Annotated in this window: 17 protein-coding genes; 9 read left to right on the forward strand and 8 right to left on the reverse strand. The window is 70.7% G+C overall.

Annotation, left to right across the window (positions count from 1 at the left end; all coding sequences use genetic code 11):
- Window positions 1-108 precede the first annotated feature (108 nt).
- Window positions 109-1,935, forward strand: coding sequence for an AfsR/SARP family transcriptional regulator (locus KME80_RS01325; protein ID WP_219499198.1), 1,827 nt, complete (start codon window positions 109-111; stop codon window positions 1,933-1,935).
- 242 nt (window positions 1,936-2,177) lie between these two features.
- Here the strand turns inward: KME80_RS01325 and KME80_RS01330 are convergent, their stop codons facing one another.
- Complete coding sequence (locus KME80_RS01330) at window positions 2,178-2,642, reverse strand: hypothetical protein (RefSeq protein WP_219499201.1); 465 nt, start codon at window positions 2,640-2,642, stop codon at window positions 2,178-2,180.
- A gap of 67 nt (window positions 2,643-2,709) precedes the next feature.
- A complete protein-coding gene (locus tag KME80_RS01335; RefSeq protein ID WP_219499204.1) occupies window positions 2,710-3,171 on the reverse strand; it encodes a hypothetical protein in 462 nt (153 codons plus the stop codon).
- Between the two features lie 182 nt (window positions 3,172-3,353).
- Between KME80_RS01335 and KME80_RS01340 the strand changes: the two genes are divergently transcribed.
- Window positions 3,354-3,665 carry a hypothetical protein gene (locus KME80_RS01340; RefSeq protein WP_219499206.1) on the forward strand — a complete coding sequence of 104 codons (312 nt, stop codon included), beginning with the start codon at window positions 3,354-3,356 and terminating at the stop codon, window positions 3,663-3,665.
- Between the two features lie 47 nt (window positions 3,666-3,712).
- Window positions 3,713-3,961, forward strand: coding sequence for a hypothetical protein (locus KME80_RS01345; RefSeq protein WP_219499209.1), 249 nt, complete (start codon window positions 3,713-3,715; stop codon window positions 3,959-3,961).
- An 85-nt stretch (window positions 3,962-4,046) separates the two neighbouring features.
- Here KME80_RS01345 and KME80_RS01350 read toward each other — a convergent pair whose 3' ends face one another.
- Window positions 4,047-5,090, reverse strand: coding sequence for a hemolysin family protein (locus KME80_RS01350; RefSeq protein WP_219499212.1), 1,044 nt, complete (start codon window positions 5,088-5,090; stop codon window positions 4,047-4,049).
- The gene (locus tag KME80_RS01355) at window positions 5,087-6,439 is read right to left on the reverse strand and encodes a hemolysin family protein (protein ID WP_219499215.1); all 1,353 of its coding nucleotides are present in this window, start codon (window positions 6,437-6,439) and stop codon (window positions 5,087-5,089) included. The genes KME80_RS01350 and KME80_RS01355 overlap by 4 nt, the downstream gene beginning before the upstream one ends.
- A 299-nt stretch (window positions 6,440-6,738) precedes the next feature.
- On the opposite strand from KME80_RS01355, the gene KME80_RS01360 reads away from it, so the two are divergent.
- Complete coding sequence (locus KME80_RS01360) at window positions 6,739-7,515, forward strand: ion transporter (protein ID WP_308125569.1); 777 nt, start codon at window positions 6,739-6,741, stop codon at window positions 7,513-7,515.
- A gap of 50 nt (window positions 7,516-7,565) precedes the next feature.
- Here KME80_RS01360 and KME80_RS01365 read toward each other — a convergent pair whose 3' ends face one another.
- Window positions 7,566-8,474 carry an NmrA family NAD(P)-binding protein gene (locus KME80_RS01365; protein ID WP_219499222.1) on the reverse strand — a complete coding sequence of 303 codons (909 nt, stop codon included), beginning with the start codon at window positions 8,472-8,474 and terminating at the stop codon, window positions 7,566-7,568.
- 95 nt (window positions 8,475-8,569) lie between these two features.
- On the opposite strand from KME80_RS01365, the gene KME80_RS01370 reads away from it, so the two are divergent.
- Window positions 8,570-9,142 (forward strand): TetR/AcrR family transcriptional regulator, encoded by a 573-nt coding sequence (locus KME80_RS01370; protein WP_219499225.1) that lies wholly within the window; start codon window positions 8,570-8,572, stop codon window positions 9,140-9,142.
- A gap of 36 nt (window positions 9,143-9,178) precedes the next feature.
- On the opposite strand, the gene KME80_RS01375 is transcribed toward KME80_RS01370, so the two are convergent.
- Window positions 9,179-9,811 carry a TetR/AcrR family transcriptional regulator gene (locus KME80_RS01375; protein ID WP_308125570.1) on the reverse strand — a complete coding sequence of 211 codons (633 nt, stop codon included), beginning with the start codon at window positions 9,809-9,811 and terminating at the stop codon, window positions 9,179-9,181.
- An 82-nt stretch (window positions 9,812-9,893) separates the two neighbouring features.
- Here KME80_RS01375 and KME80_RS01380 point away from each other — a divergent pair, with 82 nt between their 5' ends.
- From KME80_RS01380 to KME80_RS01390, 3 genes are read left to right on the forward strand one after another with little or no spacing between them, the layout of a single operon-like run.
- Window positions 9,894-10,052 (forward strand): hypothetical protein, encoded by a 159-nt coding sequence (locus tag KME80_RS01380; protein ID WP_219499227.1) that lies wholly within the window; start codon window positions 9,894-9,896, stop codon window positions 10,050-10,052.
- Window positions 10,049-11,182: a flavin-containing monooxygenase gene (locus KME80_RS01385; RefSeq protein WP_219499230.1), complete on the forward strand. Its 1,134-nt coding sequence runs from the start codon at window positions 10,049-10,051 to the stop codon at window positions 11,180-11,182. Before KME80_RS01380 ends, KME80_RS01385 begins: the two co-directional genes overlap by 4 nt.
- A gap of 27 nt (window positions 11,183-11,209) precedes the next feature.
- Window positions 11,210-12,226: a carboxymuconolactone decarboxylase family protein gene (locus KME80_RS01390; RefSeq protein WP_219499235.1), complete on the forward strand. Its 1,017-nt coding sequence runs from the start codon at window positions 11,210-11,212 to the stop codon at window positions 12,224-12,226.
- Between the two features lie 231 nt (window positions 12,227-12,457).
- Here KME80_RS01390 and KME80_RS01395 read toward each other — a convergent pair whose 3' ends face one another.
- Window positions 12,458-12,709 carry a hexameric tyrosine-coordinated heme protein gene (locus tag KME80_RS01395; RefSeq protein WP_219499238.1) on the reverse strand — a complete coding sequence of 84 codons (252 nt, stop codon included), beginning with the start codon at window positions 12,707-12,709 and terminating at the stop codon, window positions 12,458-12,460.
- 649 nt (window positions 12,710-13,358) lie between these two features.
- Here KME80_RS01395 and KME80_RS01400 point away from each other — a divergent pair.
- Window positions 13,359-14,720 (forward strand): dihydrolipoyl dehydrogenase family protein, encoded by a 1,362-nt coding sequence (locus KME80_RS01400; RefSeq protein WP_219499242.1) that lies wholly within the window; start codon window positions 13,359-13,361, stop codon window positions 14,718-14,720.
- Between the two features lie 202 nt (window positions 14,721-14,922).
- On the opposite strand, the gene KME80_RS01405 is transcribed toward KME80_RS01400, so the two are convergent.
- Window positions 14,923-15,864, reverse strand: coding sequence for a carbamate kinase (locus tag KME80_RS01405; protein WP_219499245.1), 942 nt, complete (start codon window positions 15,862-15,864; stop codon window positions 14,923-14,925).

Genomic DNA, 15,864 nt, shown 5'->3' on the forward strand with positions numbered 1-15,864 from the left:
ACCGCCGCTCTGACGTTTCGAGAGCCTTCGAAGCGGTTGCTGCTGAACCCGGCCCGGTCCAAGGCTGGTGCCGTCGGGATGGCATGCGGCTTCGGGGGTGGGTGGTTCATGGCAGTGGGAGAGGTCGTCGGGACCTCGGGCTCGGTACGGGGGCGGACGCTTCCGTCGCGCTTCTCCGTTCTGGGACCGCTCACCGTCAGCCTCGGCGACGGCGTATGGCGGCCGGTGCCGGGAGCCAAGAACCGCACCCTGCTGGCCAGTCTTCTCCTGCACGCCAACCAGGTCGTCTCCATCGACGGCCTGTCACGACGGCTGTGGGGGGACCAGCCGCCGCAGGACGAACGGCGTGTCGTGCAGACGTACGTCGCCCGGCTGCGGCAGTGGATCGGGGACGAAACGGTCGTCCGGACGTGGCCGGGAGGCTACGAGATCCGGCTCGGCCCTGACCGGCTGGACCTGCTGGAGTTCCGCCACCTGCTGGGCCGGGCCGCTCAGGCCGGCTCGCCCGAGCAGGAGGCGGCGCTGTTGCACAAGGCGGTCGCCTTGTGGCGCGGAGCCGCCTGCCCGGACGTCGCCTCCGAGATCCTGCACCAGGACGTCGCCGTCCTGGAAGAGGAGCGCAGACGCGCCGTCGAACGACGCATCGACCTGGATCTGTCCTCGCGGGGCGCCGGCGGCGATCTCATTCCCGAACTGCGCAGGCTGACGCAGGAGCATCCGCTGCGTGAGCGGCACTGGGCCCAGTTGATGCGTGCCCTGCACCGGGCCGGCCGGCGGGCGGAGTCCCTGGCGGCCTACCGTGAGGCCTTCGGTCACCTGCGAGAGGAGCTGGGTGTCGAGCCCGGCGCCGAACTGCGCGACCTCCACCAGGAGATCCTCGCCGGGACGGCGGAGCCTACGGCGGGAGCCGTGCCCCCCATGACGCCGCCGGACGTCGCCGAGCCGGATCCGCCGCGGGAGGTGCCCGCTGACATCAGCGGCTTCGTGGGACGCGCCGGCGAGCTGGAGACCCTGGACCGGGCCACGACGCGCTCGGGCGCCACCGTGATCGTGGGCAGGGCAGGCGTCGGCAAGTCCACGCTGGCCATCCACTGGGCCGCCGCCACCGCCGGCGACTTCCCCGACGGCCAGCTCTACCTCGACCTGCGGGGGTTCGACGCGCTGCCGCCCCTCTCCGCCGACCAGGCCCTGCGCATCCTGCTGCGTGCTCTGGGCGTGCGCTCGGCCGACGTTCCCGCGGAGCGGGACGCGGCCGCCGCGATGTTCCGTTCCCGCACCGCGGGCCGCAGGATGCTGATCGTCCTGGACAACGTTCGCAGCACCTGCCATGTACGTTCCCTGCTTCCCGGCAACGGCCCGGCGGTCCTCATCACCAGCCGTAACCAGCTACGCGGCCTCGTCACGAGTGGCGCCGCGGCGCGGATCGCCCTCGGCCCGCTGCTCCCGGAGGAATCCCTGGAACTGCTGGCCGCGCAGGCGGGCCGCGACCGGCTGCGCCGCGAACCCGAGCAGGCGAGGATGCTCGCCAAGCTGTGCGAGCACCTGCCCTTGGCCCTGCGCATCATCGGAGAGAGGCTCGCCCGCGTGCCGGGGCTGTCCGCCGAGACGCTCGCGCGCGAGATCGAGCGGGACGCCCTGGCCGCCCTCCGAGCGGGCGACGGTGACCAGGACGTCCGGCGTGCGCTGTCGTGGTCGTACGCGCGCCTCGACCCGGCTGCCCGGCGCACCCTGCACCTGGCGGCCGTTCTCCACCCCGAGAACGTGCTGGAGCCGGAGCCGCTCGCCGCGCTCGTCCAGGCGCCGCTCGAACGGATCCGGCGGCACCTGGACAGGCTGAACGCCGATCACCTCGTCGAGCAGACCGCGCCGGAACGGTATCTGCTGTCGCCACTCGTCCGCGCTCTTGCGGCATCCGAGCCGACGCAGGAGCTCTAGCCGGATTGAATGCCGGAGGAAGGCCGGCCGAAGGCGGTAACATCATCACGAAGTATTCGCGGCTGTCTGTTCCGTCGCGCAATGGATACATCGCCCCGGGCGGAATGACGGTTCTCGACGGCGGGACGTGCGCGTCCTGATGCCTCTCCGGTAAAAGAAAAGCGCGGAGAAGCGAGCACCGCTCCCGGGTCTGGCGCCGAGAACGGTGATCGCTTCAGACCGTCAGCGTCATGGCGTCGCGGTCATGCACTTTTGATCGTGATGCAGGCCGGGTTCGACCACTCGTTGTCGAAAAAGGTGCGGGCGCAGAGTGTGGAGTTGACCCTGAACATGGTGAAGGGCGCCCAGTCGACGTACGCATCACCGATCTTGGAGCATTGCGCGGTCCGGGTCTCGTTGAAGGCGGCTCCGCTCTTGTAGGCACCCCACACGTGCACCTTGACGCCGCAGAGCGTGATAGGTCTCCACGGGAACTTGATGGACCGCATCGATCCGCGGATCTTCTGGACCAACGTGCCCGTTCCCGTCACCTGAATGCAGGTCTCGTTGACATGGCCCGGCCCGTTGCGGGCAGTGCAGCCGCTCGCGCTGAGCGGGCCGAGCTCATCCGGTCCGGAGGGCGCGGTGGCCGTCGTCGCCGTGGCGCCGGCGGGCGCCGCGATCACCATCGCGCCGGCGATCGCCGCGGCAACGGCTAAATCTCTCATCCTCAACTGCTTTCGACCTTTCCTCGTTCGTCGTCGTTCGCTCCGGGCCGTCGCACGTGGCGGCCCATCACTTTCTGATCTGGATACAGGCCGGGTTCGACCACTGATCCTTGAACTGGGTCCGGACGCAGACGCTGGTCCGGTCCTTGAAATGGGCGTTGGGATACCAGTTGACGTATGCGCTGCCGCCATAGCTGCATTGCGCCTGACCGGTGCGGTCGAACCTGGCCCCGTTCGCGTAGGTGCCCCACACATGGACCTTCACGCCGCAGAGCGTGAGCGGGACCGGCGGGAAATTCCAGGACACCATCGCGCCCCGGACACGCTCGACGTGCGTGCCCTGGCCGTAGACGTAGACACAGGTGTCGTTGAAGTCGCCGGGGCCGTTTCGGGCGGTGCACCCTGTGGCCGTCAGCGGCCCGAACTCGTCCGCTCCGGGGGTCGCCGTGGCCGCCGCGGGTCCCGCGACACCCATCGAGCCGGCGACCGCCAGCGCGGCGATGAACGCAAGATTGAGGCGTAGCGCCATTCACACTCCTTTGAATCGGTGTGATCCCGACGCTAGGCCGCACTCTCTTCATAACGCCTTCAAACAGCCGTCGCTTTTCGAATGCGAGGCGTAGGCCAGGTGAGGCTCTGCTGAAGGCGTGCGGAGGGCGGCAGGTGCTGTGCTTTCCCAGACAACAGCCTCCGAAAGGAAAGAGGATGGGCATGCGAAACCTGCTCCGGCTCACTGCCGCCACCGCGGTCGCTGCCGCAGCGGTCGCACTCGGTGCGTCCGCCCCGGCCAACGCCACCACCGCGCAGTACACGGTGTGCTCCTACACGATCACCGCCGCCCACTATTTCAAGAATCCCAACGGCGACAACTGGTTCCTGGTGCGCAAGGGCGAACGCCGGCCGGGATATCGCGACGCGACCATGTTCTTGAATGGCGTCCTGCACCGTCAGATGACGCCCGCGCCGTATGCGTGGGGTGAAGTCGGCAAGATGGTGCTCGTGCCCGGCTCCTGCCGCATCTGACCGCAGGAAATCTGAGATCCGAAGCGTCTTCATCGAAGGAGGAAATAATGCGTATTTCATCGAGAAAAATGGCCGCCTCGCTGGTGGGCGCGGCGTTGGCCTGCGGAATCCAGGCCGGCGTGACCGCGCCCGCGCGTGCCGATGCCGTACCGATGGGCTGGGAGCTCTACCACATCTACAACGACCTGTCGGAGATTGCGCGCAAGCAGTGCCACGCCGACGGCCGCCGCCTGTTCGGTAACCAGTACAAATGCTCGCCGGGATGGTACGGCTGGACGCTGTATTTCTGGTCCTGAGAACGATGGCCCGGCACGCTCGTCATCATCGGATTTCCCTGATCTGCGGGCGCCGGGCTCCGCCCCTGGCTCACGGGTGCGTGGTTCAGCCGCTATCTCGCGGGTGTGCCCGGTCCGGGACGAGCAGGGTGGTGAGCAGGTCGTCCAGGCTCACGATGCCCACGACACGGTCGCCGTCGCCGTCGGAGCGGATGAGCGCGAGCTGGCTGTGGGCGGCTCGCAGTGCCGCGACCGCCTCCGACACCGAGGCGTCCGAGGGCAGGGCGGGCAGGCGGTAGGCGAGGTGCGCGGCGGTGACGGTGCGGGCGCGGCGGGCGGCCAGATAGGCGTCGCGGATGTGGACGACGCCGAGCGGCGCCGCCGGGTCGCCGACGACGAGGCGGGAGCGTCTGGCGTTCAGGCAGGCGTCGATCACGTCCTGGGCCGAGGCGGTGGCGGGGACGGTGACGACCCGGTCGAGCGGGGTGACGAGCGCGGCGATGGCGGCGTCGGGGGCGTGCAGGGCCTGGCTGAGCACGGCGTGGTCGTCGGCCTCGATGAGGCCGAGCCTGCGTGACTCCTCCACCAGGTGCCGCAACTGTTCAGGCGTGCGCGGGTTGGCGCCCTCCTCGCGCGGGTGCACCTTGAACAGGCGCAGCAGGGCGTTGCTGATGGCGTTGAGCAGGCTGATCACCGGCCGTACCGCCAGGGTGAAGGCGCGGAAGGGCAGCGCCAGGATGGTGGCGGAGCGTTCGGGGTGCGCGATCGCCCACGACTTGGGCGCCATCTCGCCGAGCACCATGTGCAGGAAGGTCACGACGGCCAGCGCGATGACGAAGGCGACCGCGTGCGCGGCTGCCTCGGGCAGGCCGAGCGTGTGGAACAGCGGGGTGAGCGTGCCGGCGATGAGCGGTTCGGAGACGACGCCGAGGCCGAGCGAGCACAGCGTGATGCCGAGCTGGGCGCCGGCCAGCATGAGCGACAGTTCCTTGATGCCCGACAGGGCGGCCGAGGCGGCCTTGCTGCCTTGCGCGGCGGCCTTCTCCAGCCGGTGGCGCTTGGCCGCGACGAGGGCGAACTCGGCGGCGACGAAGAAGCCGTTGCCGACGAGCAGGAACAGGGTGAGAGCCAGGCCCAGGGGCAGGTTCACGGCCGCTCCTCCTCTTCGTCGAGGTGCCGGTACGGGGTGAGCCGGACGCGTTCGGGGACGTGCCGGTCCAGCGTCAGGACCTCGATGCGGGCGTGGGTGGGCGCGGCGGGGTCGAGGGTGGCGGGCAGGGCGGCGGTGATGACGTCGCCGGGTGCGGCGAAGCGGCCCAGGCGGTGCAGGATCAGCCCCGCGAGGGTGTCGTAGTCGTCCTCGTCGGGCAGGTTCAGGTCGGTGGCCAGGGCGATCTCGTCGATGCGCAGCCCGGCGTCCAGCTCCCAGCCGTCGCCGTGCCGTACCGCTGAGGGGGTGTCGGCGTCGTCCTCGTCGGCGATCTCGCCGACGAGCTCTTCGGCGACGTCCTCCCAGGTGACGAGGCCGGCCAGGCCGCCGTGCTCGTCGACCACGCAGGCCACCTCCTCGCCCCGGGCGTGGAGCTGGGCGGCCAGGTCGGGCAGCGGCAGCGAGAACGGCACGACCAGGACGTCCCGGGCGAGCTCGCCGACCCGGGTGGCGACGGCGGCCCTGGTGGGCACCGCGGCCACGTCGCGCAGGCTGACCAGCCCGGTCACGTCGTCGAGCGTGGCGCCGAGCACCGGGTAGTGGGTGTGGCCGTGGACGGCGATGAGCTCGTCCAGCTCCGCGACGCTCGCCGAGGCGGCCACGGCGACCACGTCGGCGCGCGGCACCATCACCTCCTCGGCGGTGTGGTCGGAGAAGGCCAGCGCCCGTTCCAGCACGTCGGCCTGACTGCCGGGCAGGTGGCCGTGCGCCTCGGACTCGCCGATGATGTGGCCGAGCTCCTCCAGCGTGGCGCCGTGGTGCAACTCCTCGACGGGCTCGATCCCGACGGCGCGCAGCAGCCGGTTGGCGGCGGTGTCGAACAGCTTGATGACCGGCCCCGCGACCGCCAGGTAGACCAGCGTGGAGGCGGCCAGCGCGCGGGCGAGCGGCTCCGGCCGGGCCAGGGCCAGGTTCTTGGGGGCGAGCTCGCCGAGCACCATCTGGATGATCGTGGCCAGCGCGAACCCGACGGCCAGGGCCACCGCCCCCACCACCCCGGCGGGCATGCCGAGCGCGGTCAGCGCGGGCGCGATCAGCTCCGCCAGGGCCGGGCGGGCGATGAACCCGACCACGAGCGCGGTGACGGTGATGCCGAGCTGCGCTCCCGACAGCATGAACGACAGCCGTTCCATCACCTTGACGGCCTTGGCCGCCTTCTTGTCGCCCGCGGCCGCCTGCTGGGACAGGATCAGCCGGTCGGCGCTGACGTAGGCGAACTCCTGGGCGACGAAGTAGCCGGTGGCCAGGGTGAGCACGAAGATGGCCAGCAGGCCCAGCGCCACACTCATCGCGTCCGCCCGGGCGAGGTGACGCCGGACGTGTCCGGGTCGGCCGACACCGATATCACCATCGCCTTCGATCTGGTCGAACCCGGCCGAAACCGGCGTGGGCAGGCCCGCCCGTAAAACGCCTCTTTCCCAGACAACCAGCAGAAACACCCGCCGCCGGGTGTGATCATCATCTCAGGCGTTCGCTGCTGAACCCCGGCGAGGCCCGCCTCTACGATGATCGAAAACTTCGTTCCTGAGGAGCGGTCGCCGAGGTGCCCGGGCAAGAACGCGTACGCATCGTCTTGGAAAACCCTCTCGTGCAACGCGCGATCATCGCGGTGATCGTGATCAACTCGGTCACCATCGGCATGGAGACCAGCTCGCACCTCATGGACCGGGCCGGTGACCTGCTGCACGCCGTCGACCGGCTCGCTCTGGCGATCTTCACCGTGGAGATCGCGGCCCGGCTGTACGCCTACCGTCGCGAGTTCTGGTCCGACCCCTGGAACTGGTTCGACGCGATCATCGTGGTCGTCGCCCTGGTGCCCGCCACCGGCCCCCTGTCGGTGCTGCGCGCCCTGCGGATCCTGCGCGCGCTCCGGCTGATCTCCGCGGTGCCCAGCATGCGCCGCGTGGTGAACGCCCTGCTGACCGCGGTCCCGGGGATGGCGTCCATCATCGGCCTCCTGGTGCTGATGATCTACATCGCGGCCGTGGTCGCGACGACGCTGTTCGGCGACATCGTGCCCGAGCGGTTCGACGAGCTGCCCCGGTCGTTGTTCACGCTGTTCCAGATCATGACCGGGGACGACTGGGGGAGCGTGGCCCAGGAGGTGATGGAGCACAAGCCCTGGGCGTGGATGTTCTTCATCGCCTACATCCTGATGTCCACGTTCGTCGCGCTGAACCTGTTCATCGCGGTGGTGGTCAACGCCATGAACGACGCCGAACCCTCTCCGGCCGAGACCCAGGCCCAGGCCGAGCTCGAAACCGTCAAGCGCGAGCTGGCCGCCGTCAACGCCAAGCTCGACCAGCTCCTGATCCACCAGGCGAGCCCGGCCAACGGGCGGGGACGCCGCCACCAGCAACTGTGATCACCGGACGTCCCGCAGTCGCGACGGGCTCCCGGCTGTCTTTCAGTACGTCATGCCGCAGGGCTCAGGTGCTGCCGGGCCCATTCCTCGAAGCTGGTCAGCGGAAGGCCCAGGTCCCTGGCGTACTGCGGGCGGGCAGGCTGGCCGGCCGTGTTCAGCCACTCGTGCGAGCCGCCCATCGGCGGCATGCCGGCGGCGAGCGCCTGCTCCTCGGTCATCTCCGGCGCCGACAGGGGCGTGCCCAGCGCGCGGGAGAGGACCGCGGCGATCTCCGTCATCGGCAGATAGTCGCTCGCCAGCTCCAGCTCGACCCCGTCGAAGCGCTCCGGCGCTGCGATGGCCGCGGCGGCCGCCGTGCCGATGTCGTCGGTCGCCACGAGGGACAGGCGGGTCCGCGGCTTGATCACGCTCACCAGGCCGCCCTGGACGCCTCGCGGGAACAGGAACGCCATGGACGGCAGGAAGTTGTCCATGAAGAAGGCCGGCTTGAGGATCGTCCAGTGGGGGAAGCCCGCCGTGCGGACGTGTTGCTCGATCGCGGCCTTGGCGTCCAGAGAGGCCGCCGCCGCCTCCTGCCCGGGGGTCTCGGTGTGGCGTCCGGCGCCACTGGTGGACGTCTGCACGAACTGCGGCACTCCTGCGGCCTTCGCGCCTTCGATCAGGTTGACGGCCTGGGCCACCTCGTCGTCGAAGTCGAAGCCTCGGGAGGTCAGCGGGGCCATCTGCACGGAGAAGACGGCGCGGGCGTCCTTGGCGGCCCGGGTCACCGATGCGCGGTCGTGGAGATCGCCGGTGACGAGTTCGGCGCCGAGCGCTTCGACGGCCCGGGCCCGGTCGGTGGCCGGGTCGCGGACCAGGGCGCGGACCGGGACGCCGGCCGCGAGCAGGGCGCGGGCGGTGGCCCCGCCCTGCCTGCCGGTGGCGCCGACGACCAGGACGGGCGCGGATGATGCGGGCATGATGCTCCCTCAGGACGATAAACGGCGGGGTCCGCCGTTTTCTCTGCGGTACGATACGGCGGGCCCCGCCAGTTAGCAACACCGGAGATGACGCCATGCCCGACCGCCAGCGCGCGGACGCCAGGCGCAACTACGCGCGCATCCTCGCCGTCGCCGAGGAGGAGGTCGCCACGCAGGGCGCCGGCGCCTCCCTGGAGCAGATCGCCCGCGTGGCAGGGGTCGGCTCGGCCACGGTGCGCCGCCACTTCCCCACCCGCCGGTCACTGCTGGAGGCGGTCTCCCACCGGCGGATCGAGTCCTTGTGCGCCCGCGCGAACGAGCTGGCGAGCGAGGACGACAGCCGCGTGGCCCTCCTCGGCTGGCTCGGCGACGTCCTCACCTACTGCGTCGCCGCACGCGGGCTCACCGCCGCCCTGTCCTACGAGGAAGCCGAGCCCGGCTCGATGGATGAGAGCACCTGCGCGGCGATGATGGAACAGGCAGGCGATCCGCTGCTGCGCCGCGCCGTACGAGACGGCGTGGTCGCGGAAGGGGCCACCGTCGCCGACCTGATCGCGCTGATCGTCGGCATCGTCCTGGCGACTGAGCACCACCCCGACCCCGCCGCCCGCGCCGAGCACCTGTTCCGGCTCGCGGTAGCGGGCCTCAGCCCGCAACCCAGGACTTGACGGTGTCTCCCGCATTTCGCTAGAGCATCACGCTAGTCATTCAGATGGTGCCAGAAGGGTGCTGATCAGAGTCTGGGCCGCCCAGTCGGCCCAGGCACGGCTGCTCCAGCCCCGGTGGCCGGTGAGCAGGTGGTAGGTCTCCGGCGCCAGGACGGCGAGGGCCATGTCCGCGGCGCGAAGTGCGTTGAGGTCGGCGCGCAGCGCGTTCTTGGCGGCCAGGGCACCGGTGAACACGGCCAGCACGGTGTGCCGCTGCGTGATGTTGGTGCGCCACAGTTCGGCGATCTCCGGGTCGGTGGCGGCGGCCGAGCGGGCGACCTCCAGCAGCGGCGCCACCCGGGCATGGATGTCGGCGGTGGCCTCGACGAGCCGGTGCAGCAGCTCCGGCGGCGGCGCGGCGAGCGCTTGGGCGGCCCACGGGCGGTCGAGCGTGGCGACCGGGGCGTCGTCGCCGGCCACCTCGACGTCGAGCAGCTCCTTGAGGATCGCTCGTTTGGTTTCGAAGGTGAAGTACAGCGTCTGCACGGCCACCCCGCCTTGGGTCGCGATGGCCTGCATGCTCGTGGCGGTGTAGCCGCGTTCGACGAACAGCTCGCGGGCGGCGGCGAGCATGCGGGCACGGGTCTGGGCCGTCTTGGCCGCGCGCACTCCGGGCTTGGGTGGTGTCACCGGTGATCTCCCAAACTTGACTGGAGCGCCACTCTAGTGCAATTGTCGCTGGAGTATCGCTCCAGCGAAAGACGTATGACACATGGGCAACCGCACCTTGACGGGTCACACGGCCGCGGTGGAGTCGGCGGTCTTCCCGGAGAACACCGCGCTGCCGACCATCGGCACCGGAGCCGCTGGCGGCCGACATGGCATCACCGCGCTGTCGCCCGGCGCACCACGCTGCTGGCGGGCGTCGTGACGCCCACCGTCATCATCATCGGAGCAGGTCCGGCCGGGTTGGCGGCCGCGGCGGCCCTGCGCCGGCGCCGGATCAACCCGGTCATCCTCGAACAGGGCGAGGCGGTGGGCACCTCCTGGCGGCACCGCCACCAGGACCTGCGCCTGAACACCATCCGCTGGCTCTCCGACCTGCCCGGCCTGCCCATCCCCGGACGTGCCGGCCGGTGGGTCGCCCGGGACGACTACATCGACTACCTCGAACGCTTCACCCGGCACGCGCGACTCCACGTACGTTGCGGTGTTCAAGCCCGCCGGATCGACCCCGTGGCCGGCGGCTGGCAGATCACGACGAACGACGGCCACTACCGCAGCCGCCACGTCGTCGTCGCCACCGGCCACGACCGCGTCCCCAAGCTGCCCGACTGGCCCGGACGCGCGGGCTTCCAGCGGCCGATCCAGCACGTCGCCGCCTTGCGCCGCGCCGCCGACCTCGCCGGCGCCCGAGTCCTGCTCGTCGGCGCCGGAAACTCCGGCGTCGAGATCGCCGGCCACCTCGTCGACGCGGGCGTCCGGCGCCTGTGGATGTCGGTGCGCACCTCACCGACCATCCTGCCCCGGCACCTGTACGGCCTCCCCCTGCATCCGCTCACCCTCGCGCTGCGCCTCCTGCCGGAGCCGATCCGCGACCGCCTCGCCCGCGCCGCGGCGTACCACGCGTTCGGCGACCTGCGCGCCCACGGGCTGCCCACCCCGAGGCAGGGCCCGTACGAGCGCATGCGCACCACCGGCGTCACCATCGCGATCGACCAGGGCTTCGTCGGGCATCTCACCGCCGGCCGGCTGCACCTCGTCGCCGACATCGACCGTCTCGACGGTCCCGAGGTCGTGCTGCGAGACGGCAGCCGGCTGCGACCCGACACGGTGCTGGCCGCCACCGGCTACGACCCCGGTCTCGCCGATCTGGTCGGACACCTCGACGTCCTCGACCACCACGGACGTCCCCACCGTGATGCGGGCAAGCACCGGCCGGGACTGTGGTTCATCGGCTACCGACCGGCGATAGAGGGCAGCCTGCGCCGGTTTCCCGTCGAAGCGCGGCGGATCGCCCGCGCCATCGGCAACGCGCCCCAAGCCTGCCCGCGTCCCTGAAATAGCCCAACCACGGAGGAGATCAGCATGTCCATCCGCCACATCGCGCCCGTCCCCAGGAAATCCGCCACCGGCCGAGTAGCCGAGGTGTACGCCCAGTCGGCGGCCGACTTCGGGCAGGCCGCGTTCATGATGCTGTCCCCGGCGCCTGAACTGCACGCCGCGGCCTGGGCCGTGCTGCGCGAGTCGGAACTGGCAGGACTCGCCCCCCGCACCGACAAGGAAGTCGTGGCCGTGGCCGTGTCACAGGCCAACCGGTGCCGGTTCTGCATCGACGCGCACACCATCCTCATCCACGCCCTCGGCGAACACCAGCTCGCCGAGGACCTGCTCGACGGCCGAGTCCCGGCCGACCCTCACCACGCCGCCCTGACGACCTGGGCGAAAGCCACCCGAACCCTCGACCCGGCACACCTGCCGGCACCGCCCTTCCCTGCCGACCTCGCCGCCGAGTACATCGGCACGGCCCTGTCGACCCACTTCATCAACCGCATGTTCTCCACGCTCACCGACGAGCAACTGCTGCCCGGCAACCTGCAACGAGCACGGCCGGTACGCCGCGTCGGGGCCATGGCCTACACCCGCACCGTCCACCAGGAACTCACCCGAGGCGACAGCCTGCCGCTCCTGGCCGGCATCCCGATGGAGCCCCGGCCGGCCTGGGCGGGCGACACACCGATCGGAGCCGCGTTCGCCGCCCTGCGCAGCGCGGCAGCCGCCGGCGCCACGCTCCTGAGCGAGCCAAGCCGGAACCTTCTCCGAGCCACGGTCGCCGAACCCACCCCCTTTTCACCTGGCACACGGCTGACACAACGGTTGACCCAGCTTCCCGAAGCCGACCGGCCCGCCGCCAAGCTCGCGCTCCTGGCCGCTGTCAGCCCACACGACATCACCGAAGCGGATGTCACCGCATGGCGCACCACGACCTCCGCCACCGACACCGACCTGGTGCGCCTGCTCGCCTTCGGCGCCATCACCGCGATGGAGCGGATCGAGGAGACCATCACCAGCCGAACACCGACTGCCCCCACCGACCGCGTCTGACTGCACCCGCGTCGGGGTGCTGCGGGAGGTAGCTCCGTCGCGCCCCCGCCTCTGTGCCGTGCCGGGGACCATCCCCGCACGCCGCCGCATTCGGCGGTGTGGCGGTCCGTACGGGCGGGGGGCACCAAGACCCGGAAGTCACGTCGTACGCCCGCCCTGCCTCAGCGTTGCGTGGATGCCTTTCAGAAACGACGTGCAGAGCAGCCGTCATGGGACTCTCCTCCGGGAGGGTCAGCGCCAATAGCCGTTGGCAGCGGCGACGGTGGCGAACTCCAGCGCCACCACCTGGGCGGCGGCGATCAGGCCCATGGGGTCTTCGCCGTACCGCGCCCGCCCGGCCCGGAGGATCTCCAGGTCGGGCTGGAGGTTGTGCACGGTGTGACGGGCGAGCGTGATGGCCAGGGCCCGTCCCTCTTCGGGGGTAGCGGTGATGAGGGTGCCGCCGGGGACGAGCACCATGCCTTCATCGGGAACGTGGGTCATGGGGATTTCGCCTTTCACTGATGCGCTCAAATTCTGTGGGTGCTCGTGTTCTGGGTGGCTCGCAGGCGGCGGTGCCTTCTGGGGGTGACGCCCTTCACCTGCTGCCTGCCTCGCAGATACGAACTCCGCGCTGGAGCCGTGCGTGCCCCCTGAGCCTGCCGGGGTGGCCTGTTGCCAACCCGTCACTTACTAGACCGGACAGCCTCCGGGCTCGTGACGCCGCCGCGAGGAGGAATCAGCAGAGTGTCGCTCGAAGTCGGCCTGCCCGGCTGTCAGCGTGCTCCTGGGCCGGTTGGAGGAGATGGGCTGTCGCCGTCACCGTGCCGGTATGGCCCGTCCGACGCGTGTTCGCTGAGTCCAGCAGCCCTGGGTGATCCGGGCATTCGCGCTATCGGTACGTGCTGTCACATTTCGTCGCCCCCATCCGGTCGTTGCTGTGGAACGCAACCGAGCATGGTGCGGGGTGACGATGAAGGCCGGCTCACTGGCCAGGGCGCCGGGGCGATGGGGTCCGGGGCGTCCGTCTCGCGAACAGGGCGATGCGCACGGCCTTCGCCGGCCCCGGCTCCTCAAAGGCCGATGCCGGCGCGCCCATGAACACCCGGCAGCGTCGCACACCCCGTATCGGAACAAGCGAGGAGACAGACAGATGAGCAGCAATTACGACGTCATCGTGATCGGTGGCGGATCGCCTGGAGAGCATTGTGTCGGCGCCCTGGCCGACGGTGGGTTGCGCGTCGCGCTCGTGGAACGGGAACTGGTCGGCGGGGAATGCTCCTACTGGGCCTGCATCCCGTCCAAGACGCTGTTGCGTCCGGGCGAGGCGGTCCACGGAGCGCGGGAGGCGGCCGCCACCGCCGAGGTCGACGCCGAGCGAGCCCTGGCCTGGCGGGACTTCATGGTGTCCGACTACTCCGACGCGGGCCAGCAGCGGTGGCTGGCCGCCAAGGGCATCGACCTGCTGCGTGGCACCGGCCGGCTCGCCGGGCCGGGTGTCGTGGAGGTGAACGGTGTTCGCCACACCGCCGACCACATCGTCATCGCCACCGGCGCGTCACCCGTCATTCCTCCCGTCCCGGGCCTGCGGGAACTGCCGGGCGTCTGGACCAGCCGCGAGGCGACCGGTATGAAGGCGGTGCCGCGGCGGCTTCTCGTACTCGGCGGCGGTGCCGTCGGCGTGGAGATGGCCCAGGCGGTACGGCGTCTGGGCGGCGAGGTGGTCCTGACCGCACGGAGCCGGCATGTCCTGCCGCGCGAGCCCGCGCCACTTGGCGAGGCGCTCGGCGAGGTCCTTCGCCGCGACGGGGTCGAGATCGTGCTCGGCCCGCAGGTCACCGGTGCCCGGCACGACGGCCAGGACTACGTTCTCACCCTCGACGACGGTCAAGAGCTGCGCGGCGACAAGCTGCTCGTCGCCGCCGGGCGGCGCCCACGCGTGCACGACCTCGGCCTGGAGACGGTCGGGGTAAGCGCCGACGGCCATGGCATCCCCGTCGATCGGCGCCTGCGCGCCGCCGAGAAGCTCTGGGTGGTCGGCGACGCCACCGGCCTATGGATGCTGACCCACGTCGGCAAATACCAGGGCGAGGTCGTTGCGGACAACATTCTCGGCACGCGTCGTGAGGCGGACTATACGGCCGTGCCCCGCGTCGTCTACACCGACCCGCAGGCCGCATCGGTCGGCGACGTCGAGGCGCGGTTCAGCGCCACCGTTCCTCTCTCCGAGGTGGCCAAGACCGCCACGTACACCCGAGCCTACGAGGAATCCAACGGATTCCTCGCGCTGTTCAGCGACGGCCATGTGCTCACCGGCGCCTGCGCTTTCGGCCCCGAGGCGGGCGAGTGGCTGCAGCAGGCGACCCTTGCGATCCGCGCCCGGATCCCGCTGGACGTGCTGCGCGACACCATCCAACCGTTCCCCGCCTTCTCGGAAATCTACGTTGCCGCGCTCAAGGGCCTGCACGACAAGATCGCAGGGGCCGGGCAACCAGCCCGGCAGGAAGCGTCATAGACCCTACGGCCCACACCCGGCGGCATCGTTCGCCGGTCAGAGCTGTGAACCTGAGGGCGGTGCTCAGCGGTTGACCCACCGCCCTCAGGAAATCGCACCCGTCCGCTGATCATTCGGCCAACAGTTGGAGCGCCGGATCGGCCGCTGTCTCAGGGCTGACACCGTTGCCCACGGTCTCGCCCACGGGTGTACGCCGCTGTGCTCATCGTGTTCGCCTTGGCGCGCTTGCCGAGCCGGTCGATGTCGTGATGGTGGTTCCCGCCGTGCCGGCGAGCACCGCGGACGCCTCCCGCAGCGCGCCGATCGCCGCCGCCCGCCCGGTTGCCGTGGCGAACCGGATACACGCGTCGACCTTGGGCCCCATCGACCCGTCAGGGAAGGGCATCGTGCGCAGCTCGCCGACATCGATGGTGGACAGCGGCCGCTCCCGTGGAGTGCCGAAGTCGCGGCGGACGGCGTCGACGTCGGTAAGGATCACGAGGCGGTCGGCGTTCAGTTCGATCGCCAGCAGTGCCGCCGTGTGGTCCTTGTCGACGACGGCCTGCGCACCCTCGAACCGCCCGCCGCCCACGGCGAGAATCGGAACGCCGCCTCCGCCTCCGCAGATGACGGTCGTGCCTGTGGCCACGAGGCGCCGGATCGTGGGGAGTTCGACGATCCGGCGCGGCGACGGGGACGCCACCACCCGGCGCCAGGCCGGGCCGTCCCGGGCGACGGTCCACCCGTGCTCCCGCGCGAATCTCCGGGCCACCGGCTCCGGGTATCCCTGGCCGACGAACTTCGCGGGGGCGCGGAACGCCGGATCGTCCGCGTCGACCTCGGTCTGCGTGACGATCGTGACGACTGGCCGGACCATGCCCGCGTTGCCCAGCTCCCGCGCCAGCCAGTACCCGATCATGCCCTGGGTCTGGGCGCCGAGCGTGTCGAGCGGGAACGGGTGGGCCAGCGCCGGGTCGTTCTCGCTCTCGGCGGCCAGCATCCCGATCTGCGGCCCATTGCCATGACAGAGCACCAGCGTGTGCTCGGCGGCGAGCGGCGCCAGCGCGCGGGCGGCGGCGCGCACGTGCCGTCGCTGCACCTCCTCGTCGGGATGTTCGCCTCGTTCGAGCAGGGCGTTCCCGCCCAGCGCGACGACCAGCAGCAT

Source organism: Nonomuraea ceibae, assembly GCF_019396325.1.
GTDB lineage: Bacteria > Actinomycetota > Actinomycetes > Streptosporangiales > Streptosporangiaceae > Nonomuraea > Nonomuraea ceibae.

Bases quoted from the DNA above. Each gene is read 5' to 3' on its own strand.
- KME80_RS01345 (WP_219499209.1), top strand. From the start codon at position 3,713: ATGCGTATTTCATCGAGAAAAATGGCCGCCTCGCTGGTGGGCGCGGCG.
- KME80_RS01365 (WP_219499222.1), bottom strand. From the start codon at position 8,474: ATGCCCGCATCATCCGCGCCCGTCCTGGTCGTCGGCGCCACCGGCAGG.
- KME80_RS01395 (WP_219499238.1), bottom strand. From the start codon at position 12,709: ATGACCCACGTTCCCGATGAAGGCATGGTGCTCGTCCCCGGCGGCACC.
- KME80_RS01400 (WP_219499242.1), top strand. From the start codon at position 13,359: ATGAGCAGCAATTACGACGTCATCGTGATCGGTGGCGGATCGCCTGGA.
- KME80_RS01355 (WP_219499215.1), bottom strand. From the start codon at position 6,439: ATGAGTGTGGCGCTGGGCCTGCTGGCCATCTTCGTGCTCACCCTGGCC.
- KME80_RS01370 (WP_219499225.1), top strand. From the start codon at position 8,570: ATGCCCGACCGCCAGCGCGCGGACGCCAGGCGCAACTACGCGCGCATC.
- KME80_RS01325 (WP_219499198.1), top strand. From the start codon at position 109: ATGGCAGTGGGAGAGGTCGTCGGGACCTCGGGCTCGGTACGGGGGCGG.
- KME80_RS01405 (WP_219499245.1), bottom strand. From the start codon at position 15,864: ATGCTGCTGGTCGTCGCGCTGGGCGGGAACGCCCTGCTCGAACGAGGC.
- KME80_RS01340 (WP_219499206.1), top strand. From the start codon at position 3,354: ATGCGAAACCTGCTCCGGCTCACTGCCGCCACCGCGGTCGCTGCCGCA.
- KME80_RS01390 (WP_219499235.1), top strand. From the start codon at position 11,210: ATGTCCATCCGCCACATCGCGCCCGTCCCCAGGAAATCCGCCACCGGC.
- KME80_RS01330 (WP_219499201.1), bottom strand. From the start codon at position 2,642: ATGAGAGATTTAGCCGTTGCCGCGGCGATCGCCGGCGCGATGGTGATC.
- KME80_RS01335 (WP_219499204.1), bottom strand. From the start codon at position 3,171: ATGGCGCTACGCCTCAATCTTGCGTTCATCGCCGCGCTGGCGGTCGCC.
- KME80_RS01380 (WP_219499227.1), top strand. From the start codon at position 9,894: ATGGGCAACCGCACCTTGACGGGTCACACGGCCGCGGTGGAGTCGGCG.